The following is a 25,377-nucleotide window of genomic DNA, read 5'->3' as shown; positions in this document are numbered from 1 at the left end:
TACCCTGGTTTTTGTAACTATTGATACGGTTTTCTAGAATGTAAATGTCGAAAGACAAAATCCCTTCACCTTCAGGAGACTACCCTATGAAAAACGCTCAAATTTGGACAACCCAACAGCTTATCCAGCTCAGCCAGTCTCTAGGAAATGCCTGCGGGACGGCTCCTCAGTCGGCCAGCCAGACCCACCAGCTCTGGACCACCGCGCAGCGGCTAACGCTGGGCACCGCGCAAATCTAACCCTTTCACCGTTAAGTAGTCGAACAAAATTAATTACACATTTTTTACAAAGGAGAGTTTGATGTCATGCCGTATAGCCCAAGGGGCATGAACCGGCGTAGCCGCTCTGAAAGAGCAACCTGTCGAGGCATCTATCCCAGCAGCGTCAGTGATTGAGAGATTCCACCCTGCGGGAAGCCGCAAGCGTCTACGCTATGCTCGGAATGACAATTCCTTCTATGTAAATTTTAATGCTCAGGTACTTACATGCCAGGTCCCCTCTGACAACGACTCAACAAGTTAGCCTATGCTCAGAGGGTTGAGGGTTTCACGAGTCATCGGCGTTCTTGGTCGCGCAGCAGATTATCTGCCCAAGCTTGGTCATCAGCTTTTAGCGGTGGAAATGGATCTTGGGCATAGTCGATGGCCAGGTCAAAGCCGCCTTGCTCGTAAATTTCCGCTAGTAGATACTGTAAATCGACGTTGGGTTCAACATCGCCTCTTTGCAGCGGCAATTTGAACGTTGGAATGGTCTGTCGGATGCTGAAGCCATATAGATCAGCCTGAGGGCGGCGATTTCGGCGGGCGACTAGAATGCGGTAATCGGTTTGCGGAACTGGGCTAACCACTCTTGGCGCTTTCCCTTCTCGTAGCAGATCGATTTCGATCAGATTGGCTGAGCTGCTCAGGATATCAAGCCGCTTCTCTTCGTATTCGTCTTTTCCTTTGCCGGGTTGTTTGTTTGTCGGCGAAAGCACTTCGATCACGGTGACAACCCTGCCCCCTGAAACTTCCCTAACTTCCAAATAGCCCTCTTTTATTTCTACGGGCATGGGCAAGGTTACCGTCATTGGTTTCATGGCAGAATCCGAGCTGACAAATGTGTTTGAGGTAGCTTGGGTTTGAGCGGAAATGACTGAGACATCAGGGATGCCAATCAGCAAAGCATCCTCATCGGTGCTGATGTAGGTTCGCTTTTCAATCGCGACCCGGTATTTGGGGAGCAGGGCAGGCTGAAGCGCGATCGCGCAAGCGCTGACTTGTCAGTTCGCGATCGCCGTAATCAGCCGATGATGCACCTCTGGCCACAGCTCGGGATGCTCCAAATAGGGATTCATGCCAGGGAAGGGAGACGGCATCGCATCATTTGTGAAACACTTGATTTGATTGTAGGTCTCTACCTGAAATTTGTTTCTGGTCTAGCGCTGGGACGACTCGTGAGTGCTCATCCTTTCAGGTTCGCCCAGCGGCTTAAACGCTTCCAGGCTATCTAGGAAAGCATAGACAGCGGGAGAATGCAGCGCTTCAGCCAGGATAACTACGCTGATCACCCGTTCCAGCGGCACCGGCAGCGGATAGACCTGCACCTCCGGCGGGATCGGCTGTGCGGCCAGGCGGGGCAAAATCGTCGCACCCAGTCCCTGAGCCACCAGGCTGACGATCGTGGCGTCGGTTTCAACCTCATAGGCCACCTTCAGCCGATAGCCATAGGCGTTGATATGGTCGTAGACGGGCCGCATCATAATGTAGTCCACCGGCGGCATAATCAGCGGCTGGTCGGTGAGTTCTTCCCAAGTGAGCTCACCGCTGGCCGGGGTAAAGCCCGCTGGGAAGAGGGCGATAAACTCATCCCGCAGCACCTCGCGACTGTCAAAAGCCTCATGATCTGAAGGAATGAAGGTAAAGCCAATTTCTACGCGCCCCTCTAGCAGCGCCCGCTCCACCTGGGGATAGTCGTCAAATTCGGCCATGCTCACCGAAACCGCCGGATAGCGCTGGTGAAACCGGGCAATAATCGGCGGCAAAATTTGCGCGGCGACGCTGCGAAATGAGGCAATTCGCACCTGGCCGCCCTTCAGCCCTTTGGCCAGTTCCGCCTCTTTGGAAATTTGCTCCGTCCGCCGGGCAATCTCGCGAGCGTGACCGACAACTCGCTCCCCGACAGGCGTCAGCCGCGCCCCGTGCCGACCGCGCGATAGCAGAATGACGCCGAGATGGTCTTCGAGAGTCGCGATCGCGTGGCTCACTGCCGACTGCGACATCTCCAGCTGCAAAGCCGCCTCGCTAAAATTTCCCTGCTCCGCCACCGCGACTAAAATTCGCAGCTGCGATAGCTTGATCTGATTTTGCGAATTGTCTTTCATGCTTCCCCAAACGGCCTAGAACTCAACATCGAAGCTACTCATGCAAGCGATGAACGCCGCTTTTTGTATATTTGGCGACAGAATTATTAAGATACTTATGTTGAAACACAAAAGATACTCACTATGAAATCCTCATTTTGGTACGACCAAGCCTGGCAATTAGGCACCTCCGCCGATCTCAACTATCCTAAACCGGATCAAAATAGCTACACGCCGTCATTTTTGCAGGGCGCGATCGCGTTCTTCAGCGGCTCCAGCGAGCCCCGGGTGTGGAAAACTCAGGACAAGCAGGGCACCCTGTGGAACGCCTACGACCCGACCAGCGGCAAAACCATTCGCAAGGTATCGGAAGACGCGCTGCGGGTTTGGCTGGAAGAGCGGCACTATCACAACTAGAGCCCGTCTCTAAACCTATATATGGGACCTATGGGTTTATAAAGACTGCTCGAACCCGTCTGCATTCTGTATGCATTGGCTTCAGCGTAACTTTAGAATGATAGCAAAGACCCAAACATCCCCCTCACTCTTTAAGGAGAACCGGTTTTGGTTCAGCTATCCCGCTCCCTCCAGCGCCGCAAATCGCTTTACGAGCAGACTTACCAAGCGCTGCGCGACAGCGTCCTAGCCGGTGAGCTGCTACCGGGGGATCGCCTGGTCGAAACCCAGCTGGCCGAGCAGCTCCAGGTCAGCCGGACGCCGATTCGCGAGGCCATTCGCCAGCTCCAGCGCGAAAAGCTAGTTGCCGCTGACGCCAATGGCTGGCTGCGGGTGATCACCGTTTCTGCCGCCGAGGCCGAGCAGCTCTACGACTGCCGGATGGCGCTGGAAACCCTGGCCGTGACGGCGGCCTGCGAACAGGCCAGGCCAGCTCAGGTGAAAAAGCTTCAACAGCTGGTTGAAAAAGCTAAAAAGCTCAGCCAGGAGACGCTGACGGTCTACCACGGCCAGCGTCTCCTGGAAGTTGACTACCAGTTCCACAGCCTGATCGCGGCTAGCTCTAACAACGACTGTCTGATCTCCCTACTCGATCAGGTCTTTGGCAAAATGGCCCTGCTGCGGATGCAGACCACCCGCCACAACCCCAGAGTGCTGGAAATTTGCCAAGAGCATCAGGTGATCTGTGACGCGATCGCGCATCAAAATCCCGCCGCCGCCCAGACCGCCATTCAGTCCCACCTCAGCGCCAGCAAAGCCCGAGTCGTTCAGGAGCTTACCCTGATTCAATCTGCTTAAATGCTAGAACTCCCCTGCCTAACTTAAGTCCTGCTCGCGACGGGCGGCAGCGACTACCATGGCCCCCGTCCAGAGGAAAAATATAACTTCTGCGAACTCGATGGCCTGCATCTGTCACTATCGCTGCTAGGCGGGCTCAAGGCAGCCGCGTCTCGGCTTAGGAAAGATTTTTTAAGTTCAATGTCCAGGTCAGCCGTTCTCGGAATAAGTCAGTAGATAATCGGAAATACGACTGCTAGTAGCGCTTTTGTGAATCAAATTGGGTGTACTAAGCGCGGAAACGCGGTGTGGTGTACAAAGGTCCCAAAATTTGCAACCGCTAATCTCTAGAGGGAAGCTATCTCATGAACCAGAATGTCGTCTGGCTAGCAGCCACCTATGATGTGGGGCTGGTCATCCTGTCAATTAGTATCGCAATTCTGGCGTCTTATACCGCTTTGAATTTGGCCGGACGCGTCAGTGTCAATCAGGGCACCGCTCAGAAGGTCTGGCTGACGGGCGGTGCAGTCGCGATGGGCATTGGCATCTGGTCCATGCATTTTGTGGCGATGCTGGCCTATCGTTTGCCGATTCCCATGGCCTATGACATGCCTACGGTGCTGCTCTCTATTGTGGCAGCCGTGCTCGCTTCTGGATTGGCGCTGTTTCTGGTCAGCAGACAGAAGCTGGGATGGTTGAAGTTAGGCTTAGGCAGCCTATTTATGGGAACCGGGATTGCCTCGATGCACTACATCGGTATGGTCGCGATGCAGGTGCCCGCGATTGCCCACTACGGTCTAAGCGTTGTCGCCCTCTCAGTCGGGATAGCCATCCTCGTCTCTGGGGTGGCGCTACGGTTAGCCTTTCATCTACGCCAGGAAACTTCGCTGATCGGCAGCGCCAAAAAAATCGGCAGCGCCATCATTATGGGCTTTGCCATTGCCGGCATGCACTATACCGGCATGGCCGCCGTCAGCTATCAGCCCTTGCCTTTGAATCAGGCGTTAACGGCTCAGCAGGCCGTATCCGATGCCATGGGCACCCCCGCGCTAGCCTTTGGAACGGTCGTCACCACCTTGCTTATTCTGGCCCTGGCGCTAGCCGCATCCCTCTTTGATCAGTGGATCTACACCAAGACTGCCCAGGCAGCAGCGCTGCGTCAGAGTGAAGAACGGTATCGGGTCCTGGTGCAAAATTCATCAAACGTGCTGACGATCATGACAGCTGATGCCATGGTCAGTCACACCAGTGCCTCGATTCAGCCTATCCTAGGATATCAGCCTGAGGACTTTGTTGGAAAGCCAGTCAGCGCGTTTGTGCATCCTGACGACCTTTCCCGGCTGGAGCAGCTGCTGAGAGAGGTACTCCAAAATCCAGCGACTAACATTGTTACCGAGTTTCGCTTACGGCACACTGAGCAGTCCTGGCGAGATTTTGAAGTCATTGCCAACAACTTAATCAGCCAGCCCAGTATCGCGGGAATTGTCACCACCTACCGTGATATCACCGAGCGTACGCAGGCCGAAACAGCGTTTCAGCTAACGGAGCAAAAATATCGCAGCATTGTTGAAAATGCGACGGAAGGAATCCTTCAATCTACACTCGATGGACGTTTCCTGACGGCAAATCCTAGATTGGCACACATCTACGGGTATAGCTCGCCAACGGAACTCATTGCTGCTGTTAACAGTATTGAATCTCAACTCTATGTCGATCCAAACCGCCGCAGTGAGTTCCAGCGCCTGATTCAGGAGCAGGGGAGGGCTGAAAATTTTGAATCCCAGGTCTATCGGCAAGATGGCAGTGTGATCTGGATTTCTGAAAATGTTCGGATGATCCGAGATGACAATGGTAACGCGTTAGGATACGAAGGAACAGTGATAGATATTACTGAGCGAAGAAAAGCTGAGGAGGCTCGTTCTCAATTGGTTGCTATCGTCGAGTCATCAGGCGATGCCATTATCAGTAAGTCTCTAAATAACAAAATTCTAAGCTGGAATGCGGGGGCAGAACGGCTGTTTGGCTACAGGGCTGCCGAGATCATAGGTCGATCGATTGAGCTTTTGCACCCACCCGACTATTCCGATCAGGAACCTCATATACTTAAAAAAAAACAACGAGGGGAGCGCATCGACCATTATGAAACCGTGCGAAGACGCAAAGATGGCACTCTGATTGATGTTTCTCTGACCGTCTCCCCGATTAAAGATCAAAGTGGCCAGGTCATTGGCGCTTCAAAGATAATCCGCGACATCAGTGCTCAGAAGCAGTCGGAAGACAGGCTTCGCGTCAATGAAGCCAAATTCCGTTCTCTGATCCAAAACAGCAGTGACATTATTACTCTGCTGTCAGGCGATGGCACTATACTCTACGAAAGTCCATCTCTGGAGGCAGTCTTAGGGTATCTGCCAGAGGATTTAGTCGGCCAGAACGTTTTTGAGTCGATTCATCCCGATGACAAGGCACAGGTTTTGGCTGTCTTTCAGGAACTCGTGCAATCATCTGGTAACATTCTGCAAATAGAGTTCCGCTTTCGGCATCAGAATGGCACTTGGCGCTACTTAGAATCGACTGGCAATAATCTGCTCCAGAACCCGGCAGTGCAAGCTATTGTCGTCAACTCCCGGGATATCAGCGAGCGCAAGCAGTCCGAAGTAGCTCTAAAACAGGCCAAAGAAGCCGCAGAAGCCGCCACTAGAGCCAAAAGTGCATTTCTGGCTACCATGAGCCATGAAATCCGCACCCCGATGAATGGGGTGCTTGGGATGACCGGTTTGCTCCTCGACACAGACCTATCCCTAGAGCAGCGAGACCTTGCCGAAACTATTCGGATCAGTGGCAATGCCCTGCTCACCATCATCAATGATATTCTGGACTTCTCCAAAATCGAGTCTGATCGGCTAGAGCTAGAACACCAGCCCTTTGACCTGCGAGCCTGCTTAGAAGAGTCACTTAACCTGCTAGCCCCGAAAGCGATTGAAAAGGGCATTGAGCTGACCGGCTTAATCGAGCCTCATGTTCCGGATTCTGTCATCGGAGACGTGACCCGAGTGCGGCAGGTTCTAGTCAATTTGCTCTCAAATGCAATTAAGTTCACCCCTGAGGGAGAAGTCTCGGCGATTGTTACGGCTCAACCGTGCCTCGGTAGCCAGCCCCGTGCCTATGAAATTCAGTTTGCTGTCAAAGACACGGGCATTGGCATTCCCGCCGAGCGCATGGATCGCCTGTTCCAGTCATTCTCTCAGGTGGATGCTTCAACGACTCGCAAATACGGTGGCACCGGTTTAGGACTGGCGATTAGTAAACGCCTCAGTGAGATGATGGGCGGCAGGATGTGGGTAGAGAGTGAACTGGGAAAAGGTTCCACCTTTTTCTGTACCATCCAGGTAGAACCGGCTGTCGGGCTGCTGGAGGCTCGTCATCCAGACAATCATTCTTGGCTCGCTGGCAAACGAGTGCTCATCGTCGACGATAGCGCCACCAACCGCAAAATATTGACGTTGCAAACTCACGCTTGGGAGATGATTCCCTATGCGGTGGCCTCAGGCGCTGAAGCTCTGGAGTGGCTGCGAAAGGCAGAAAGGTTTGACTTGGCAATCCTCGATATGCAGATGCCTGAAATGGATGGCGTCACCTTAGCCACCCAAATCCGCCGTTTGCCTAGCTGTCAGATGTTGCCCCTGATGATCCTATCTTCGATGGGGCGGCCCGATCAGACTCTTCTTCAGAAAGCCAATGTCGATTTTGCAGCTTTTCTCAGCAAGCCGATTAAACAGTCACAGCTTTACAATGTCCTGACAGCGGCTTTAAAAGGGCAGCCAGTTCAGCTTAAACCTGCCCCTATATCTGCTTCAGTTTATGCGACAGATGAGCCTCTCGCTCAACAACTTCCTTTAAGGATTTTGCTCGCTGAAGACCACTTGGTGAATCAAAAACTTGCCCTGCTCTTCTTAGAAAAATTAGGATATCGTGCCGATCTGGCAGCCAATGGCCGCGAAGTCTTAGCGGCGCTACACCACCAGCCCTACGATGTCATCCTGATGGATGTGCAGATGCCCGAAATGGATGGGTTAGAGGCCGGTCGCCGCATTTGCCAGGAATGGCCCTCAGAGCACCGGCCCCGGCTAATTGCCATGACTGCCAATGCTCTGCAGGGGGCTCGGGAGGAATGCTTAGCTGCCGGAATGGCCGACTATATCAGCAAACCCATCAAGCTAGAGAGCTTAAAGCTGGCCCTACAGCAGTGCCAACCCTGCTGTAGGGCTCCTTGCCCAGCGCAAAAGCCGAATCAAAAGCCTCTATCTGCCGACGTTCCAGCGATTGATGAGCAAGTCCGACAGGACCTGCAAACCCTACTTGGTGACAATGGTGCCACTCTGGTCGGAGAACTCGTTGACTGTTACCTTGAGGAGACTCCTAAGCTGCTGCAAGCCATGACTGTGGCTGTCAGCCAGCAGGATTCAGCAGCCCTGCGTCAGGCTGCCCATACGCTTAAATCCAGTAGCGCCGACCAGGGAGCCGTTCTTCTGGCTAACCTCTGCAAAGGTCTGGAAGATTTAGGTCGGTCGGGGGTAATGACTGAGGCAGCGGGTCAGCTGACTCATCAGGTCGAGACTGAGTACGAGCGTGTCAAGGCTGCCCTCCAGACGAGTCGCAGCATGATCAGACCATAGAGATATTTAACAATGCACAGTGATAACGAGCCTCCGCTGATCCTAGTGATTGATGATGACCGCTATATGCGGCTGAAACTGAGTCAGATGATTCAGCAAGAAGGCTACCGGGTAGAGGCTGTCAACGATGGGGAACAGGGATTGGAGGCCTACCAGCGTCTGCGACCCAGTCTCATCTTGGTAGATGCCATGATGCCGATAATGGACGGCTTTACCTACTGTAAACAGCTGCAAAGCCTACCGGGGAGTGGAAACATACCACTCTTGATGATTACGGGTCTAGAGGACCAAGCCTCAGTGGATCAAGCCTTTGAAGTGGGAGCCGTTGACTATGTGATCAAGCCAATTCACTGGCCGGTGCTGCGCCAACGGATGCGACGGGTTCTCCGGGAGGCTCAGCTGGCCCAAGCGCTAGCAGAGTCAAATCAGGTACTACAACAAGCCAATCAGGAACTCTATCGGGTGGCAACCATTGATAGCTTGACGCAGGTGGCCAATCGTCGCCGGTTTGATCAGTATCTACAGCAAGAATGGCAGCGTCTGAGTCGGGAGCAGAACCCTCTGACTTTAATTCTAGGAGATGTTGATTTCTTTAAGGTCTATAACGACACCTATGGCCACCAGGTTGGCGACCTGTGTCTGAAGACGGTTGCCGAAGCATTCAGTTTAGCAGCTACCCGCCCGGCGGATCTGGTCGCCCGCTATGGCGGCGAGGAATTCGCTGTGATTCTGCCCAACACTTCTGCTCCAGGGGCCTTACAAGTGGCTGAGATGATTCAACGCAACCTCAGCGCTTTTAAGATCCCCCATAGCCAGTCTAGCGTCAGTGACCGCGTGACGATAAGTCTGGGTGTGGCTAGCCTGATTCCCTCTCCTGGGTCATCGCCTAAAGAAATCATTACAGCTGCGGACCAGGCCCTCTATCAGGCAAAGGAGAAAGGACGCAATCGGTCGGTGATTGCGGCAGACGCAGCCACCCAATAACGCCTGTATAGGACCAGGGCTATGCTCTAAACAGGCTTGCTAATTTCAATATGAGGATTCTGCGTTTGAAGTTTCATCCTTTTAGAGGAAGCTAACCCAGTGTTTCTCTTAAAATAAAGATGGCCTCAAAACCGATATTCGCCACCCCAGGAGAAGCTCAATGAGACCTGTCAAGCAGGCTGAGCTGCCCATGCTCATACAGCGGCTACAGTGGATCTTTGACCCTGTTACGTTTCTAGAGCAAAACTTCAAACGGTCTCCTGACTTCTTTGGCGGAGACGCAATTGGATTTGGTGAAAAGCTGGTCGTGACCAGCCATCCCAAAGCAATCCAGGATATTCTTAGCCGCGATCGCAAGCAGCTCTCTGCCCCTGGCGATCTGAGTTCACTGCTAGAGCCGGTTGTCGGTGCTAACTCCATCCTTATGCTCAGCGGTCAGCGCCATCGCTCGCGGCGGCAGCTGGTTTTGCCCCCCTTTCACGGTGAGCGGTTGAGCGCCTATGGCGAGCTGATCTGCTACCTGGCGGCGAAAGCGGCTGAGCGGCTGCCAATGGGTAAGCCTTTTTCAGCGCGACAGATGACTCAGGCGATATCGCTCAGGGTCATTTTCGAGGTCGTCTTTGGCCTGCATGAGGGCGAGCGGGCAGCGCGCATTCGGCAGCTGCTGACCGAAACCGCCGACCGCTTTGGCTCGCCGCTGACCTCGGCCATGCTGTTTTTTAGCTGGATGCAGCAGGACCTGGGTGGCTGGAGTCCCTGGGGGCGATTTCTGCGGCTGCGGCAGCAGATTGACCAGCTACTTTATGCTGAGATTCGCGATCGCCGCAGCCATCCCGACCCTAGCCGCACTGATATGCTTTCCCTGCTGATGTCGGCCCAGGATGAAACCGGGCAGCGGCTCAGCGATCAGGAGCTACGGGACGAGCTGATGACGCTGCTTTTTGCGGGCCACGAGACCACGGCAACGGCAATGGCCTGGTCGCTGTACTGGAGCCACCGCCAGCCAGAGGTTCGGGCCAAACTACTGGCGGAGCTAGCTACCCTGGGCAGTAAGCCCGACCCGGTAGAGATCGCTCGACTCCCCTACCTAACGGCCGTCTGTCAGGAAACGCTGCGGCGCTCTCCGGTAGCGATGCTGACCTTCCCCAGAGTGGCTCAGGAACCCGTTGTGGTTATGGGTGTGCCCTTCGACGCTGGAACCATCTTCACCGGCTGCATCTATCTAACCCATCAGCGGCCCGACCTCTATCGCGATCCCCAGGAATTCCGGCCCGAGCGCTTTTTAGAGCGCAAATATTCGCAGTACGAATTTATCCCGTTTGGCAATGGAGCACGCCGCTGCGTCGGTGAGGCGTTAGCGCTGTATGAAATGAAGCTGGTGCTGGCGACGCTGCTCACCCAGGGCGAATTCGAGCTGGCCGATAGCCGTCCTGAGCGGCCTCGGCGGCGGGGCGTGACGCTCGCACCCGCCAGGGGAGTGCAGCTGGTACTCAAAAGCGACCACCAAGCCTCAAGCCCGCAGCCACCAGTCAGAAACTAGAGTCCTTCTAAAGGGCCATCTGCGACAGCGACATCGGCAGCCCTCGCCGGGACGGCATTGCCTGTCGGAAGCTGCGATAGTAGTCCTTTTGAGCCTCGTCGTAGAGCAGCCGCAGGGTCGCAATTGGATCGGGGTGATGATCGACCCGCAGGTCCAGATGGGGATAGTCGTCTTCGTGAACGACGTAGAGCGCAGCCGACTGCCGACCGCGTTTGTCGCCGCCGGTAGTGTCGCCCGCTTCCAAGGCTTGGACGAGTCGTTCACAAAATGGCAGGTGGGTAGCACTGTTGAAGGCTTCAGCCATCGCAGTTAGCGGCGCTTCGCTAACGAGCATATTGCCCGCCACCGAAAAATTCTGATAGGTGCGGTGGCCTGCCCAGTCGATACAGTTATAGCCCGTCCAAGCGGCCGTATTGCCATAGCGATCGACGATGTGTAGCTGCCGGTCTTCCTTTTCTTTCTCTTTGCTGAGCAGCGTGTCGAGCAGCTCGTTGACTTGAAGGTGGCGGTGGTTTTCGAGTAGCTTTAGACCCAGAATACCGAGCAGCGGATTGGTCTGCGCCTGAGTTGCGATCGCGCCTACCCCCGCTCTGGCATGGGGAACCAGCGCGCCAACGGCGAGGTGCTTAGTCGCGACGGCGACGCCGGTCATGTGGGTGCTAGGGTCCCAGGCAACAATGGAGAAAGTCATAGGGGCCGACAGTACTCGATGGTTTAAAACTGCAATAATAGTTAATCTTCCCAGAATAAATTGTTAAGTAGATATCATTCTGCCAAACTATTTTTCTCACTATTCTGGCTCGCTCCCCCAAATCGCTAAGATGGCACAGTAGCCCGAACCTAGATCTATGCCCAAAATCGCCCTCTTCGACCGCAGCCGCTGGGGCCGTATCCGGGTCTCAGACGCCGACCGCATCAGGTTTTTGCACAACCAGACCACGCAGGACTTTCAGCGGCTCCAGCCGGGGCAGGGCGGCGAGACCGTCTTCGTCACTTCTACAGCGCGAACGCTTGACCTGGTGACGGCCTATGTAGAGGAAGCGTCTGTACTGCTGCTGACCTCGCCGGAGATGGCCGGGCAGCTAGTGGAATGGATGGATCGCTATATCTTTTTTGCCGACAAAGTACAGCTCGCGGACATTACCGCAGAAACCTTTGCTTTTACGCTGGTAGGCAAAGGGAGCGCCGCAGTACTAGAAAAGCTAGGGGTTCCTATAGATAGCTTTTCCCGCTGGGATCACAGGCCAGCAGAGCTAGCTAATACCTCGCTGCTAATTGCGGCCGATAGCGGTTTAGCTTTACCAGGCTATACATTGATTGGCCCCAGCCAGCAGGCTGAAGTGGTCTGGCAAGCCCTCCTCACAGCAGGCCTAGAGCCGCAGTCTGAGGCCAGTTGGGAGCAGCTGCGGATTCAGCAGGGACGCCCGCTGCCTGGCCATGAGCTGACTGAGGAAGACAATCCGCTGGAAGCCGGGCTGTGGCACGCGATCTCCTTTGAGAAGGGCTGCTATATTGGCCAGGAAACGATTGCCCGGCTGAATACCTACCAGGGGGTGAAAAAACGCCTGTGGGGATTAAAGCTGAGCGGCCTGGTCGAGCCGGGTATTGTGATTGAGCAGGCCGGAGAGCGAGTCGGGCGCGTTACCAGCGCGATCGCCACCGATGAGGGCGCGGTCGGCCTGGGCTATCTGCGCACAAAGGCAGGGGGAGCCGGGCTAGCGGTACAGGCTGGAGCGGCGACGGCTGAGGTTGTCGCTGTGCCCTACCTGTCCCACGAATATTTAGCCAAAGCAGCGACGCCGTAGGTTACTGCTAAGATGTCAGCTTTGTAGACTGAATGCAGCTTTTGCCTGTCTGTTGGGTACCCTGACAGCTTTTGTAGGGGCTGAGCAGCAGGGATAGGCCCCAGCCCAACAGCGGATAAATTGCCCAGGTGACGGTTCCTTCAATAATAATGTTCAAGCCAATCAAGAAGGTATTGACGGCAGCATAAGTGATCAGCTGCTGCTTCAGCCAGCGTCGCCGCTTAGTCTGTTTGGCCGCGATCGCATTTTGCTGGGCCTGCTGCGTCTGCCAGTCTTGCTCTGCCTGCTGCAGGAGGCTAGGAGAAATGCTCAGCTCAGCCGCCATTTCTTGAAGCTGGTCGTAGCTGAAGTCTCCAGCCGACTGCCGAGCCAGCGCCCGCTGCAAAATCTGTTGAGCTACTTCGGAAGAATAGGTCTTATTAGTCGGTTGAGAAACACTATCCATGGCTAGAGTTGTCCAATGACGCTGCCTTATTATATGCAATAAGTTGAATATTGATCAAGAAGCATAAAAAGGCTTAGCGGAGCAGCTCTACTGGTATATCGATTGCCAGTTCTCCCCAGGCTCTATCAGCGGTCAAAGCGGTATGTCCCAGCTTTTGAGCCAGACCCAAACAGGCCCGGTCGCCCAGTGAAAGTCCCTGGTTTCGAGTCGCAGCGCGAAGCCTTGCCGTATGCCAGGCATCCTCAGGGTCATAGACTTGGATCTGGACAGCAAGATAATCCATTACCAAAGCAATCTCATCCTCTGGCATTTCAGTATCGATCAGCTTGGTGATCACTTCGCTTAAATTCACTGTGCTGACAGACGCCCCTTCAATCACCTGGGCAACCCGCTCACTGCCGGGTTCTTCGTTGAGAAAAGCCAGGATGGCAGACGCATCCAGCACGTACTTACTCATTGGACGCACGCCGGTCTTGAATCAGCTCGTCACTGAGCGAACGAGATTTAGCATATCGCTTGACCAGCTGCTGAGCGCGTTTAAGGGTTACCCGACGGGGCACGAGCCGGATTTCCTCATCTTCTAAGAACATCAGCATCTCATCGCCAACATCAATTCCCAACGCTTTTCTGTATTCGACAGGAATCACTACTCTGCCACCATCGTTTATTTTTGTCATTATTTCGGAATAGCCCATGAATATTTTTCTGTCACTCATAGCTGTAGTGACAGTTTAACAAAAATGACATATTTTTTGGGTAAGCTATCAGCGTCTAACCCTATCAAAATTTTGACAATTGACAATGCTCGAAAACGCTGCTGCCAGACGTCACCCCTCAAAAACAGCTATTTCCAAAGGTAGATTTTCGGTTCAATCGGGGCTTCCGCTTGAAAAATTGGCCTACAGCGGCTTTTGAGAATTTGCGCAGCGCCTAAAAATTAGGCTAATGCAGTTTGCGCAAGCCTGACAAAGCTCTCGCTAGAGCTAGCGCGTGAGAGCTAACTCCAAATATTTGCCTATTTGCCTGAATCAAATCCGTTTGCTGAGCTGCGACGTATTCTTCTAAAGAACCCCTGTCTAAGGTTCGGAGCTGAAGCATAGGCCCGACCGGATAGGCCAGTAGACGAGGCCAGTAGACAACTTGAGCAGAGACGCGATTCTCCTGAGGAGAGGCTCCGCCCTAGCGCTAGCACTAGCGCCAGCCATACCCAAAGGGTTATTGCCCCCTGGACTATGCGCGCTCCAACCTTCCTAACTGACGACCTTCAGAGGTATCTACGAGTGCAATCCCCCCACTTTATCCCCATCGCCGCTATCGACTTAAGGCAAACCGATTCAAGCCAGGCCGCTTCGAATCAGCCCATCAAACGGTCTGCTCTGCCGCCAGACGGTCTACCAGACAATCTTTCGGAAGGTACAACCCGCCAGATTGTTTTTGTTGATCCCCAGGTAGATGACTACCCGACTCTGGTATCCAGCATTGAGCCCGACACTGAAGTGATCTTGCTTGACCCAGAGCGAGATGGCATTGTGCAAATTACCGAACATCTGCAGCAGCGATCGCATTTTTCCAGCATCCACATCATCTGCAACGGCTTTCCCGGTGCGCTGAACCTGGGCAGCAGTCAGCTGAATCTGGCCACGCTAGAGCGCTACGCAGAGCTTCTCCGCAGCTGGAGGCGGGCTAGCGAAGCGACCAATCTGCTGCTGTATGGCTGTCAGGTCGCCGCTGGGCGGACCGGTGCTCGGTTTATCAAACTGCTGCATGCGCTGACGGGAGCCCAGATCGCCGCCTCGGCCAGGCGTACGGGCAGCGCCAGTCTTGGCGGAGACTGGCAGCTCGAATATACCACCGGCCAGATCACGGCCGAAATTGTCTTCCCCGTTCCGATTAGAGAAGCCTACACCAGTGTTCTATAGGACGTTACTCTGCTGCGTTGGCCTTGAGATCGTCTAGCGAGACAGTCTTCAAGGCGGCCTCATGGGTAGCCGCTAGGACAACGGGCGGGGCAACACCGTCATCCAGAGCCTCTTTCCAACGGGCAGCGCAGAGACACCAGCCGTCGCCGGGCTTGAGTCCCGGAAAGTTGAACTCCGGTCTCGGCGTGCTGAGGTCGTTACCCTGGGCCTTGGTATAGCTGAGAAAGGCTTCGGTAACACGGGCGCAGACCACATGGGACCCTCTATCCTGCGGCCCAGTGTGGCAGCTGCCGTCTCGATAGAAGCCGGTCATCGGATCGGTGCAGCAAGCCTGGAGCTCCGATCCTAAAACGTTTTTGGCACTGTTAGCTTCAGCCATCTCTTTCCTCTGGAACAACACCTTAACTACTTTTAATGGGGGGATATACCAGGTTGTTTTACGCCAAAGGTAGATTATTGGCGCCAGACGCAAAGAGATGCAGCCCCAGCCGCTGGGAAAGCGCTTTGCAGACCTGGATTCCCCGCACGCTGTTTCCCCGTGAGTCCAGCCGGGGCGAAAATACCGCGATCCCCATACGGCCCGGAACGACGCCGATGATGCCGCCGCCAACGCCGCTCTTGGCTGGGAAGCCGACCTGGTAGACCCATTCACCCGCATAGTCATACATGCCGCAGGTATTCATCACGCTGAGCAAGTCCTGCACATAGCCAGACTGAATCGCCCGTTCGCTGGTTAGCGGATTGATCCCCTGATTCGCCAAAGTGGCTCCCATGACGGCCAGGTCCTGGCAGGTAATGAGGACAGAGCACTGCTGCAAATAAAGGTCCAAAGTCTGCTTGAGGTCGCCGCTGAGCATGTCGAAGTGGCGCAGCAGGTAGGCGATCGCCCAGTTGCGATCGCCCATCACCTGCTCAGAAACCAGCGTTGGCGTATCGACAAAAACGCGATGGCCAATGTAGCGGCGATACATGGCTAAAATTCGCTGTAGCCGCACCGCCGGGCTGGTGCCCTGGATCAGGCTGGTAGTCGCGATCGCGCCCGTATTCACCATGGGGTTATAGGGCCGTTTTGAGTTGGCCTCTAGCTTGATGATGGAATTGTAGGTATCGCCGCTGGGCTCAACATCGACCTTGGTTAATACATAGTCGCGCCCGTGGTCTTCTAGGGCTAGCCCGTAGGAAAAGACTTTGGAAATGGACTGAATTAAGAACGGGACCTGCGAGTCGCCGACGGAATAGATCTGACCTTCGACTGTGACTAGGCTAATGCCAAACCCATCGGGATCAAGCTGGAGCAGGTCGGGCTCGCTAACATAGACGGAACCGGTCCGCAGCGGCAGATACTGCTGGTAGAGGTCGGCCAGGTAGCTATCGATCTGGCGAGCGGGCAGCTGGGCCGAGGGATCGGGCGTCACGCTACAGGGGGGAGAGCAGTCAAGCTCGCCCGCGATGTTCTGAGCCCCGAGGTCAAAAATGTGCAGCCGCAGTCTCTCGGCCAGCGCCTCCAGCACCTTTACACCGCGCAGGCTTTTTTGGTGAACGCCCAGCGGCGGCGAGAAGACAGCAATCCCCAGGCACTGCGGCACGACCGCCAGAATCGCACCAGACAGGCCGCTCTTGGCCGGAATGCCCACCCGGTAGGCCCACTGGCCTGAAAAGTCGTACAGCCCACAGGTATACATAATGCTGAGTACCTGCTGCACGTAGCCAGGGGCAAGCGCCTGCTCCCCGCTAATGGGATGAGTTCCGCCATTGGCCAGAGTCGCGGCCATCATCGCCAGATCCTGACAGGTGACGCTGAGGGAGCATTGATAGAAGTAAAGGCTGAGAATGTCGCTGACCTCGCCCGTCAGCAGGCCAAAGTTGAACAGCATATGGGCGATCGCGCGGTTGAGATGATCCTGCTGCTGCCGCCAGTTCAGCAGCGACTGGTTGACCTCGACCGGATGGCCCATATATTTCTGAAATAGCCGATGTAGAAGGGCCTGCCGCTGAGCCAGGGTCTCACCGGGGATCAGGCTAGTGGTCGCGATCGCGCCCGCATTTACCATCGGATTGTACTGCCGGGCCGTGATGCTATTCGGCTCCAGCAGCGAATTAAATGGCTCCCCGGTGGGTTCAACGCCGACCTTGTTGAGCACGGCCTCGCCCCAATGTTCTAACGCCAGACCGTAGACAAAGGGCTTGGCAATCGACTGGATCGGAAATGCCACATCGGTTTCCCCGATGCTGTAGGTGCGACCATTGTGATCGACCAGACTGATCGCAAAGGCATGGGGATGCGCGATCGCGGGCAGATCAGCGGGACAGCTACCCTCGGTCAGGTTCCGATAGCAATCGTAGATATCTGTCAGCAGCGGCTGGAGGCTGTCAGACAGGTGAGAAAACCGCTTCGCACTCAGCATCTCTCAGCCTACCGTCTGGGACTAATCGACTTCGGACAGTTAGTTACCAATCAGGCCCTGCGCTTCTAGAAACTCGCGGGCGACCTCATCGGCTTCGCGACCGTTGCCAGCGACCTCCCAATTCAGGGCGCTCATGGTTTCAGAGTCGAGGGCAGCTGAAACCCGGTTGAGCGGTTCGGCGATATCGGGGTTGGCGTCGAGCACCTCCTGCCTTACCACGGGAACGGCCGGGTAGGGCGGAAAGAAGTTTTTGTCATCTTCTAAAACCACTAGGTCATAGGCCGCAATCTGCCCGTCGGTGCCGAAGCCGGTGGTCACGTCGATGCTGCCGTCTTCGATGCCGGAATAGAGCAGGCCGGGATCTAACGCCTTGACATCCTCAAAATTGAAGCCGCCGTAGGCTTCTTTCAGCCCCGGGATACCGTCATCGCGCTGGGTAAACTCCTGAGTCGTCCCCAGGGTCAGGTCGCCTGCCTGTTGAGAGAGCTCGCTGATAGTACTAATCCCCGTACTGCTGGCCTCGTCCTGAGTCATGGCAAAGACGTAGGAATTGCTGAAGGACGTCGGTTCTAAGATAGCCAGGTTGAATTCTTCGGCATACTGCTCCTTAACGGTGTCATAAACGCTTTCCGCAGTCATGCTGGAGTCAAACGTCCCGCCCAGGTGAGTCAGTAGCGCCGTGCCGACATATTCAGGGTAGACGTCGATTTCGCCCGACAGCAGCGCCTGATGATTTTCGCTGCTGCCGCCGATGGAGGTATAGGTGGCGTCAAACCCGGCGTCTTCCAGCACCATCTGGTACATATTGCCGAGAATGTACTGCTCGGTGAAGTCCTTCGCCCCGACCCGAATGGTCTCACCGCTGCCGCCACCGGAGCAGGCCGAGATCGCGCCCAGTGACGTCACAAATAGCGCGCTTAAAAAGACTCGACGCTTCAGCATAGTTTTCATAAATTGGGTTCCTTAGTCAGTTGAAATTGAAAATTGTGCGATCGCGGTAAGCCAGTCAAGACGCCGCCTGCTGGAGCTGCACGGTGTCGCGGTCAGTCTGACCTTTGCGATAGCTCAGGACCAGTTCTGCGCCGGTAATCACTGCTAATCCCACAACGGCTACTAGCAGCGCCAAAATCCCGGCAGAATCTATCCCCGGCAGCCGCGTTACTAGGCCAAACACCAGCCAGATAAAAGCCAGCAGGGCCGCCACAAAGGTGGCAATCGTAATCGGCCAGGCATTGCCGCTTTCGCCCCGGCGGGGCCAAAGGGCCGCAATCAAACCCAGCAGCAGCACCGGCAGGCCAATGCTGCGATACTCCGCATGCAGTCCTGTGAGGATGCTCGCGCCGCCGGAGCCAGCCACCGTTTCCCAAGGTAGCATTACGCCAAAGATCAGCGGCAGTACCGTCACTGCTGCCAGCAGCCCAATCAGGCCGCCGGTCTGACGGGTCACCTGACCTACCTTTAGCCCCTTAGGGGTCATCCAGTTCTCCAAGCGGCCAAAGGTTTCCTCAAAGTAGAAGGCCAGCAGCGTCGCTGGAATTGCCCCTGACAGCATAATCTGATCCTGATTGAGGGCATGTCCGCGCAGGATCAGATCGCCCAGCCCGCCGCCGCCGATAAACCCGGCCAGCGTCGCCCCGGCCACCACCACTACCGCAGCGGTGCGGACCCCGGCCATAATCACCGAAACCGCAATCGGCAGCTCTACCTGAAATAGAATTTGCAGGTCCTTCATCCCCATCCCCCGGGCCGATTCTTTAATATCGGGATCGACCTGTTCAATGCCGATTAGGGTGTTGATCAAGATCGGCAGCGTGCCGATAAAGGTGAGCGCTAGCAGGGTAGGCGGTCGGCCAATCCCCAACAGCGGCAGCGCCAAAGCCAGAACGGCCAGGCTAGGAATCGTGTTACCAATCTTGCCGACGCCAAGCAAAAAGCCGCGCAGCCAGGCTATTCGGGTACCAATAATGCCAAACAGCAGGCCAACGAGGATGGAGATGCCCAGGGCAATAAAGGTAATCTGTAAATGCTGGCTGAGGGCAGTGGTAAAGTCCTGCGAGTTTTCTAGCAGATAGGTGGCAATGTCTTGCAGCATGGGGTCTCCTCCTCCTAAGCTCTAGAGCCGGGAAGCGCTCGTTCCACTCGACTGATCACCTGGTCAAAGAGGATAGCCAAAAGGGCCGCGCCAATGGCTCCCGCCATGACCTTATCGTTACGGGTGCCACCGGCAGAAATGCCCTCAAAAATCAGCTTGCCGAGGCTGTCTGAACCAAAAAAAGACGCGATCGTCGCCAGACTGATAGTCGAGACAGCGGCAATGCGAATGCCGGCAAAAATCACCGGCAGCGCCAGCGGTAGCTCCACCTGAAGTAAAATTCCCCGCGCCGTCATGCCCATGCCGCGAGCCGCTTCGATAATTGCCGGGTCTACGCCATCAATGCCTACGGCCGTGTTGCGGATAATCGCCAGCAGGGAATAGAGGGTGAGCGCAATCACCGCCGGCGTAAAGCCAATTCCCACAATTGGGATGAGAATGCCGAACATGGCCAGGCTCGGTACGGTGTAGAGCATCCCAGCCAGCTTAATCACCGGATCGTAAAGGAAGCGCACACGAGTGATCAAAACGCCCATGGGAACGCTGATCAAGATCGCGAAAAAGAGCGTGACAAAGGTGATCAGCAGATGACCCCAGAGAAATTCTGCGACCCGATCAGGGCGGCCCGTCTGAGGCAAAAAATAGAGCAGACCATCCTTGAAGCTGATGAAAAAATTAGCCAGATCCTGGAGTAGGGCAGTCACGATGCTGACCTCGATAGAGCGGGCTGCTTTTTCTCAATTAGGCGCTGAGCGTCGTCAGCGGTGACCATGCCGACCAGCCGCTTCTGACCATCCAGCACGGGCAGATAGCGGATGCCATTACTCAGCATTTGAGAGAACGCATCTTTCATCGTGGCCTCGGCCTCGGTCACGGCGATGGGATGCTGCAAAATGGCGCTAGCCCGCTGTCCAGGCTGAGTCTGAGCGTCTTCTAAGTTGACATAGCCGATCAGGTGCTCCATCTCGTCCACGATAAAGAGGCTGTCTTCGCCCCGCTGGCGCATCCGAGCGGCTAGCTCATCGGCAGACTGGTCGTGCCGACCGACTACCAGCTCCGTATTCATCACTTCGCTGACCCGCACCAGAGTGAGTTTCTTCAAGCCGCGGTCAGACCCGACAAAGTCAGCCACAAACTTATTTGCCGGAGCCGAAAGAATATGAGAGGGACTGTCGAGCTGCTGTAACACGCCGCCGACCTGCAAAATGCAGACTAGCGTGCCCATCTTCAGCGCTTCGTCGATGTCGTGGGTGACGAACATAATGGTTTTCTTCATCCGCTTTTGCAGCCGCAGAAATTCGTTTTGCAGGCGATCGCGGGTAATCGGGTCGATTGCGCCAAAGGGCTCATCCATCAGCATCACCGGCGGATCGGCGGCTAGCGCCCGGGCTACGCCAACCCGCTGCCGCTGACCGCCGGAGAGCTGGCTGGGATAGCGATCGCGAAACTGCACCGGATCCAAACCCACCACTTCCAGCAGCTCGTCGATCCGCTGGTAGGTGCGCTCCTTTTTCCAGCCCAGCATATTGGGCACGGTGGCCACATTGTCTCGAATTGTAAAATGGGGAAATAACCCAATTTGCTGAATGACGTAGCCCATCCCCCGGCGCAGGTCAACCGACGACTGCTTCATAATGTCGCGCCCGCCGACTAAAATTTCGCCCTCAGTCGGCTCAATCAGCCGATTCACCATTTTCATTGTCGTGGTTTTGCCGCAGCCAGACGGTCCAATCACGACACAGGTTTCACCCTCGGGCACCGAAATGGTCAGATTCTTTACCGAGGGCTGGGGCGCCCCCGGATAGACCTTTGTGACGTTATTGAACTGAATCATTGGCATCGCAGCGGTCATCGGGGGTCCTCAAGGGGGAGATTGCTCAGCGGATAGTTTCAGCGAATGGCGGTGCAGCCCAAAGTCTGTGATTTAAAAACCAGAAAGCTGAGACTTGATCCGGTACAGCAGGCACTTCAATTGGCCTATAAGCGTCATTATAAATCCTTACCGCTTTCCGGCCATTCTACGGCCCAGCCTATACCAGGATGAACGGTCGCGGCGGGTCGCGCCTGGGCTGGCGAGTCGCCTCCTCATCCCTCATGGAGACAGGCTCGCTTGGGAAGGATTGAGCTGAATCGGCTCTATCTCGTAGGTGCTCCAGCGCCGCCGCTGCTGCTCAGCCACAAAGGGCCGCACTGTGAACCGAGGCGGCGTCCCGGGCTCAACGTCGATCCGCAGGGCCGAATAGGGGCGTCGCTTGTTTGATCCCTGACCGCTGCGCCCAATAAACTGCTTTGACTCTGCTATAACCTGTCCCGACTCCTCCAATTTGGGGCCTTCGGGCCGCTGTCGCCGCAGGCTAAAGCCGCTGCCGCCGCAGATTAGCCAGTCGATATTGGCGTCGCCGTGGCCGGTATCGCCCGTGCGGATATGTTCGAAGCAGTGGGCATGGCCGCATAGCACCAAATCGATCAGGGCTCGACCCTGGGCCTTCTCATCCACTTCGGACTTAACCCGGTCGAGGACTTCACGTAGGCGAGATCGCACCGCCAACGTCTGGCCCTGATCCCACTTAGTCGCCTCGGTCACATAGGGTGGGTGATGAAAATAGAGTACCCGCCCCCTGACGGCGGGATCCTGCCAGGAATCGACCAGCCGATGCCGCAGCCAGTCGAGCTGCTCAAAATCGGTTGTGCTGGTCGTACTCGAAGCGGTCAGCTGCTTCTCGATATCGCGCAGCTGCTCATTGATCTGCTCAATTTTGACGTAGATATCATCAACCCGGGTGGCGTCCTCGGAACGATTCATATCATCTCTATCAGGCATATTCGGGAGCGCTGCCTCGGCCAGCAGCGCCTGCTTTTGCTGGGCTAGCTCCTCTCGCCGGGTTTTGAGTTCCTGCCGCTGCCGCTGGCCAGCGGGCGTGCTAGGCAAGGGCTGCGGTGCATTGAAGGTGTTGGTATCGAGGGCAAAAAAGTCGATGCCCTGACGCCGAAACATATAGTAGCGATTGGGCAGCCGAGTAAAATGACCGGTAACATAGCGGATACACCGCCCGGTCGGAGTTTGAACCGTATAATGCTGGTCCAGGTGCTGACGTAGCTGAGACTCATTCAGGGGCTGTAGATAGTCTAGAAAAGCGCGGGCATAGGCATCGCCCTTGCGGGAGCCGTGCCAGCCCACATCTATGTCGATCTGGCGGTTGAACAGGCGGCGTAGGGGCAGGGCAAGTTGGGCCAACATGCCGTAGATAAAGGGTAAATCGTAGTAGTCATGGTTGCCTAGCGTCGGCAGAAAAGGCAGCTCAAAAACCATCTGATCGTAGGCAATCTGGTCGGGGCGCTCGCCGCCGGCAATATACTCCCGGTAGGGCTTAATGAAATTATCGGGATACTGCTCGCTGGAACCGACCAGATACACCACGTCACCCGTGTGCAGTACAAACTGGCAGTCCTGACTATGCTGGCCTAGGTATTCGGCGACCCGCCGCTGGGGATTGTCGCCACGATGATTGCCAGAGCCGCTATCGCCAAATGCCAGAAAAGAAAATGAGCCGTCGGCTAGCTCCGGCGTAAAGGGGTCGGACTCGAACGCCAGCCGGGTTTGGTCAATCTGCTGCTGCAACATAAGTGGATGCTGCCAGCAGATCCGCTCTTTCATGCGGTCGATTTTTACGGTGATCGGTGGGTCAGAAACAAAACGCATGGTCTAGAGCGTACACGACAGCTTTTAAACATTTTCTGTACCCGAGGTTAAGTTTTCCTTCTGGGTACTTTAGAAATAGGGGCTGAAAGTCAGGGGCTGAAGCCTGAGCGGTCAACCTGCTTAAGGTTAAGCTCAATAGCGCTTTATAACCCAAGATGGAACCATAAACCGCTAACTTTGCTTACACCTAACATATAAGCCGTCTCATCTTTAAGAAAACAATAAGGAACCCTCTAAAATGGCCAGAGCTATCCATAACACCAACACCTGTCCTTGCTGCTCTCATCGACTGATTCAGCAGATTCGCCATCAGGAAAGGTATTGGTACTGCCTCCACTGTAGACAAGAAATGCCAAATCTTGAGCCAAGAATCAGAGGTTGGCCGAAGCTGCCAAGTGACCTGGAGCCCTACAGACTGCGGCAGAGCGCTTAGGACAGGCATAGGCAAATAGAGCAGAGCGAAGCAATTCAATGCGAAAAGGCCCTTCAGGGTTGGGTAGGATGGGCAAGGCTACCAATCTCTGTAGCTAAAAGCCTTTACAGCGACTCCGACAGTGCCCTTATTTTGGTCCATAACGCTGGCTGTTTTAGCCGTCCTACTGGCTGGCCTCCTGCTCCTGCTATACCTTCGAGGCGCCTTTCGGCGACGGCCAAATTATCGGCTTTCTAATTTACCTGACCCGACGTCGGCTCGGTTTTTGCCAGTCATTGCTAGCCTGTCAGACTCGCTGCAGAGCAGCGGTGCGGTAACCCAGGTCTGGCTCAAGGCGGAGGAGATCTTTGCGGCAAGGTTGGATGCGATCGCGGCTGCCCAGCGGATTATCCAGTTTGAAACCTACATCATGACGCCCGGCCAGCGGGCCGAAGACTTTGCCGAGGCCCTGATCCGCCAGGCTCAGGCGGGCATCAAGGTGCAGTTCGTCGCCGACAGCTACGGCGTCCGCAAGATGCCGTCGGCCTACTGGCAGTATCTGCGCCGGGGTGGGATCGAAGTCCATTTGTTCAATCCGCCCAGCTGGCGTTCCCCAATTGACTATCTGCGTCGCAGCCACTGCAAGCTGCTGCTAATCGACCAGCAGCAGGCGCTGATTGGCGGCGCGGGCGTTTCTGATATGTGGGACGGCGCGGGTGTGGGCGACGGTACGCCCTGGTTTGACTTTGAAGTGCGGCTCCAGGGCGACGTGGTCTCGACCCTGCACGGCTTTTTTATTCAGCACTGGCTCGATGCTGGCGGCGCGGCTGACTTCGCTAGCTCTGGCACACCCGCCCCAGACTTAACCCACGATTTGCCGCAGTCGGGACCGATTTTGATCACCACCGGCGAGTACCCCAGCTATCGCAATTCGCCCATCCGCGCCCTGTTTGAAATGTGGGTGCTGGCGGCCCAGCAGCGGGTTTGGATTGCCAGTCCCTATCTGCTGCCCGACGAAAACCTGCGGAAGAGCCTCAGCCAGGCAGTTCAGCGAGGCGTAGACGTGCGCATTCTGACCATGGGCGCGATCAACGATAAGCCCTACATTCGCTGGGTATCGCAGCTGCGATACCCAGACCTGCTGGCCCGGGGGGTGGCACTGCACGAATATCAGCCTAGTATGCTCCACGCCAAGATGCTGCTGGTGGACGATGCCTGGATTAGCCTAGGTAGCGCCAACGTCGATCCGCGCAGCTTTTACCAAAACGACGAGCTCAACTTTGCCAGCCCCGAGCCGGATCTGGTCAAGCGGATGGAGGCATTCTTCGAGCAGGGTTTTGCCAATAGCAAACCGGTGACGCGGCAGTCTCTAAAGCAGCGTCCGCTAAAAAATAAAGTTCTCGGGCATTTAGTGCGGCTGGCTTACTGGCAGCTATAGCTGTAGCCATTGGAGTCTCAAGCCCCCGTTTGATCAACCACGACAGCACCATCAGCGGCAGGATGACCAGCCCATAGCTGTAGGCGTTGCTTAGCTTCACGCAAAGTAATTCCTTCCAAATTAGCTTTAAGCAGTTGGACTCTAGCGAAATTTGTCTCCCCAGCAGCATAAAGGTATAGGCGTCACCTGGTCTGGAAAATAGATATTTCAGGTCTGCCCCTATCTCTGTAGAGACGGCGTGAAAATCGTTCCCGGGTCGAACGGCAATACGGCCATCTTGGCGTTGATCGCCAGGGGCTTAAATACCTCGGCAGTTTCCCGCCGAATCGGCTGCTTTGAGAACAAAATAATGGCCATCAGATTGCCAGAGGGTAAGTAGTCGAACAAAAT

The 25,377-nt window shown here is 55.4% G+C and carries 22 protein-coding genes and 1 pseudogene; 9 read left to right on the top strand and 14 right to left on the bottom strand.

What is annotated here, in order from left to right; all coding sequences use genetic code 11:
* Positions 1-86 precede the first annotated feature (86 nt).
* Positions 87-239: a hypothetical protein gene (locus tag IQ241_RS03490; RefSeq protein ID WP_193905025.1), complete on the top strand. Its 153-nt coding sequence runs from the start codon at positions 87-89 to the stop codon at positions 237-239.
* A gap of 314 nt (positions 240-553) precedes the next feature.
* Here IQ241_RS03490 and IQ241_RS03485 read toward each other — a convergent pair.
* Both IQ241_RS03485 and IQ241_RS03480 read right to left on the bottom strand, forming a co-directional pair.
* Positions 554-1,357 (bottom strand): annotated as a pseudogene (locus IQ241_RS03485) (DUF4058 family protein).
* 60 nt (positions 1,358-1,417) lie between these two features.
* Complete coding sequence (locus IQ241_RS03480; protein ID WP_193905024.1) at positions 1,418-2,362, bottom strand: LysR family transcriptional regulator; 945 nt, start codon at positions 2,360-2,362, stop codon at positions 1,418-1,420.
* A gap of 123 nt (positions 2,363-2,485) precedes the next feature.
* Here IQ241_RS03480 and IQ241_RS03475 point away from each other — a divergent pair, with 123 nt between their 5' ends.
* The 5 genes from IQ241_RS03475 to IQ241_RS03455 all read left to right on the top strand — a co-directional run bounded on the left by IQ241_RS03475 (position 2,486) and on the right by IQ241_RS03455 (position 10,771).
* Positions 2,486-2,758 carry a hypothetical protein gene (locus tag IQ241_RS03475; RefSeq protein WP_193905023.1) on the top strand — a complete coding sequence of 91 codons (273 nt, stop codon included), beginning with the start codon at positions 2,486-2,488 and terminating at the stop codon, positions 2,756-2,758.
* A gap of 147 nt (positions 2,759-2,905) precedes the next feature.
* Entirely contained in the window at positions 2,906-3,595 is a 690-nt protein-coding gene (locus IQ241_RS03470; protein ID WP_193905022.1) for a GntR family transcriptional regulator, read from the top strand.
* Between the two features lie 344 nt (positions 3,596-3,939).
* A complete protein-coding gene (locus tag IQ241_RS03465; RefSeq protein WP_193905021.1) occupies positions 3,940-8,247 on the top strand; it encodes a PAS domain S-box protein in 4,308 nt (1,435 codons plus the stop codon).
* 12 nt (positions 8,248-8,259) lie between these two features.
* Entirely contained in the window at positions 8,260-9,231 is a 972-nt protein-coding gene (locus IQ241_RS03460; RefSeq protein ID WP_193905020.1) for a response regulator, read from the top strand.
* Between the two features lie 160 nt (positions 9,232-9,391).
* The gene (locus IQ241_RS03455) at positions 9,392-10,771 is read left to right on the top strand and encodes a cytochrome P450 (RefSeq protein WP_193905019.1); all 1,380 of its coding nucleotides are present in this window, start codon (positions 9,392-9,394) and stop codon (positions 10,769-10,771) included.
* A 7-nt stretch (positions 10,772-10,778) separates the two neighbouring features.
* On the opposite strand, the gene IQ241_RS03450 is transcribed toward IQ241_RS03455, so the two are convergent.
* The gene (locus tag IQ241_RS03450) at positions 10,779-11,462 is read right to left on the bottom strand and encodes a DUF1028 domain-containing protein (RefSeq protein ID WP_193905018.1); all 684 of its coding nucleotides are present in this window, start codon (positions 11,460-11,462) and stop codon (positions 10,779-10,781) included.
* Positions 11,463-11,619: 157 nt separating this feature from the next.
* On the opposite strand from IQ241_RS03450, the gene ygfZ reads away from it, so the two are divergent.
* On the top strand, positions 11,620-12,576 hold the full coding sequence (gene ygfZ / locus IQ241_RS03445; RefSeq protein ID WP_193905017.1) for a CAF17-like 4Fe-4S cluster assembly/insertion protein YgfZ: 957 nt from the start codon (positions 11,620-11,622) through the stop codon (positions 12,574-12,576).
* Between the two features lie 7 nt (positions 12,577-12,583).
* Here the strand turns inward: ygfZ and IQ241_RS03440 are convergent, their stop codons facing one another.
* The 3 genes from IQ241_RS03440 to IQ241_RS03430 all read right to left on the bottom strand — a co-directional run bounded on the left by IQ241_RS03440 (position 12,584) and on the right by IQ241_RS03430 (position 13,737).
* Positions 12,584-13,021, bottom strand: a complete 438-nt coding sequence (locus tag IQ241_RS03440) for a 2TM domain-containing protein (RefSeq protein ID WP_193905016.1) — start codon at positions 13,019-13,021, stop codon at positions 12,584-12,586.
* Between the two features lie 73 nt (positions 13,022-13,094).
* Positions 13,095-13,478 (bottom strand): type II toxin-antitoxin system VapC family toxin, encoded by a 384-nt coding sequence (locus IQ241_RS03435; RefSeq protein WP_193905015.1) that lies wholly within the window; start codon positions 13,476-13,478, stop codon positions 13,095-13,097.
* Entirely contained in the window at positions 13,471-13,737 is a 267-nt protein-coding gene (locus tag IQ241_RS03430; RefSeq protein WP_228021343.1) for an AbrB/MazE/SpoVT family DNA-binding domain-containing protein, read from the bottom strand. The genes IQ241_RS03435 and IQ241_RS03430 overlap by 8 nt, the downstream gene beginning before the upstream one ends.
* Before the next feature lie 564 nt (positions 13,738-14,301).
* Here IQ241_RS03430 and IQ241_RS03425 point away from each other — a divergent pair.
* Positions 14,302-14,940, top strand: a complete 639-nt coding sequence (locus tag IQ241_RS03425; protein WP_193905014.1) for a DUF4347 domain-containing protein — start codon at positions 14,302-14,304, stop codon at positions 14,938-14,940.
* A gap of 4 nt (positions 14,941-14,944) precedes the next feature.
* On the opposite strand, the gene IQ241_RS03420 is transcribed toward IQ241_RS03425, so the two are convergent.
* The 7 genes from IQ241_RS03420 to IQ241_RS03390 all read right to left on the bottom strand — a co-directional run bounded on the left by IQ241_RS03420 (position 14,945) and on the right by IQ241_RS03390 (position 23,137).
* A complete protein-coding gene (locus tag IQ241_RS03420) occupies positions 14,945-15,319 on the bottom strand; it encodes a DUF2237 family protein (RefSeq protein WP_193905013.1) in 375 nt (124 codons plus the stop codon).
* A 58-nt stretch (positions 15,320-15,377) separates the two neighbouring features.
* Positions 15,378-17,345, bottom strand: coding sequence for a glutaminase A (glsA, locus tag IQ241_RS03415; RefSeq protein ID WP_193905012.1), 1,968 nt, complete (start codon positions 17,343-17,345; stop codon positions 15,378-15,380).
* Between the two features lie 39 nt (positions 17,346-17,384).
* On the bottom strand, positions 17,385-18,296 hold the full coding sequence (locus IQ241_RS03410; RefSeq protein WP_228021341.1) for a glycine betaine ABC transporter substrate-binding protein: 912 nt from the start codon (positions 18,294-18,296) through the stop codon (positions 17,385-17,387).
* Between the two features lie 55 nt (positions 18,297-18,351).
* Complete coding sequence (locus tag IQ241_RS03405) at positions 18,352-19,437, bottom strand: ABC transporter permease (RefSeq protein WP_193905011.1); 1,086 nt, start codon at positions 19,435-19,437, stop codon at positions 18,352-18,354.
* 14 nt (positions 19,438-19,451) lie between these two features.
* Positions 19,452-20,141, bottom strand: a complete 690-nt coding sequence (locus tag IQ241_RS03400) for an ABC transporter permease (RefSeq protein ID WP_322743562.1) — start codon at positions 20,139-20,141, stop codon at positions 19,452-19,454.
* Positions 20,138-21,289: an ABC transporter ATP-binding protein gene (locus IQ241_RS03395; RefSeq protein ID WP_228021340.1), complete on the bottom strand. Its 1,152-nt coding sequence runs from the start codon at positions 21,287-21,289 to the stop codon at positions 20,138-20,140. The genes IQ241_RS03400 and IQ241_RS03395 overlap by 4 nt, the downstream gene beginning before the upstream one ends.
* Before the next feature lie 240 nt (positions 21,290-21,529).
* The gene (locus IQ241_RS03390; protein WP_193905010.1) at positions 21,530-23,137 is read right to left on the bottom strand and encodes a metallophosphoesterase family protein; all 1,608 of its coding nucleotides are present in this window, start codon (positions 23,135-23,137) and stop codon (positions 21,530-21,532) included.
* Positions 23,138-23,691: 554 nt separating this feature from the next.
* Here IQ241_RS03390 and IQ241_RS03385 point away from each other — a divergent pair.
* On the top strand, positions 23,692-24,987 hold the full coding sequence (locus IQ241_RS03385; RefSeq protein WP_193905009.1) for a phospholipase D-like domain-containing protein: 1,296 nt from the start codon (positions 23,692-23,694) through the stop codon (positions 24,985-24,987).
* A 219-nt stretch (positions 24,988-25,206) separates the two neighbouring features.
* On the opposite strand, the gene IQ241_RS03380 is transcribed toward IQ241_RS03385, so the two are convergent.
* Positions 25,207-25,344: a hypothetical protein gene (locus IQ241_RS03380; RefSeq protein WP_193905008.1), complete on the bottom strand. Its 138-nt coding sequence runs from the start codon at positions 25,342-25,344 to the stop codon at positions 25,207-25,209.
* Positions 25,345-25,377: the final 33 nt, after the last annotated feature.

It is taken from the genome of Vasconcelosia minhoensis LEGE 07310 (assembly GCF_015207255.1).
Lineage (GTDB): Bacteria > Cyanobacteriota > Cyanobacteriia > Phormidesmidales > Phormidesmidaceae > Vasconcelosia > Vasconcelosia minhoensis.
The sequence above is the reverse complement of the archived record's forward strand: the minus strand, read 5'-3'. Positions and strand labels throughout refer to the sequence as shown.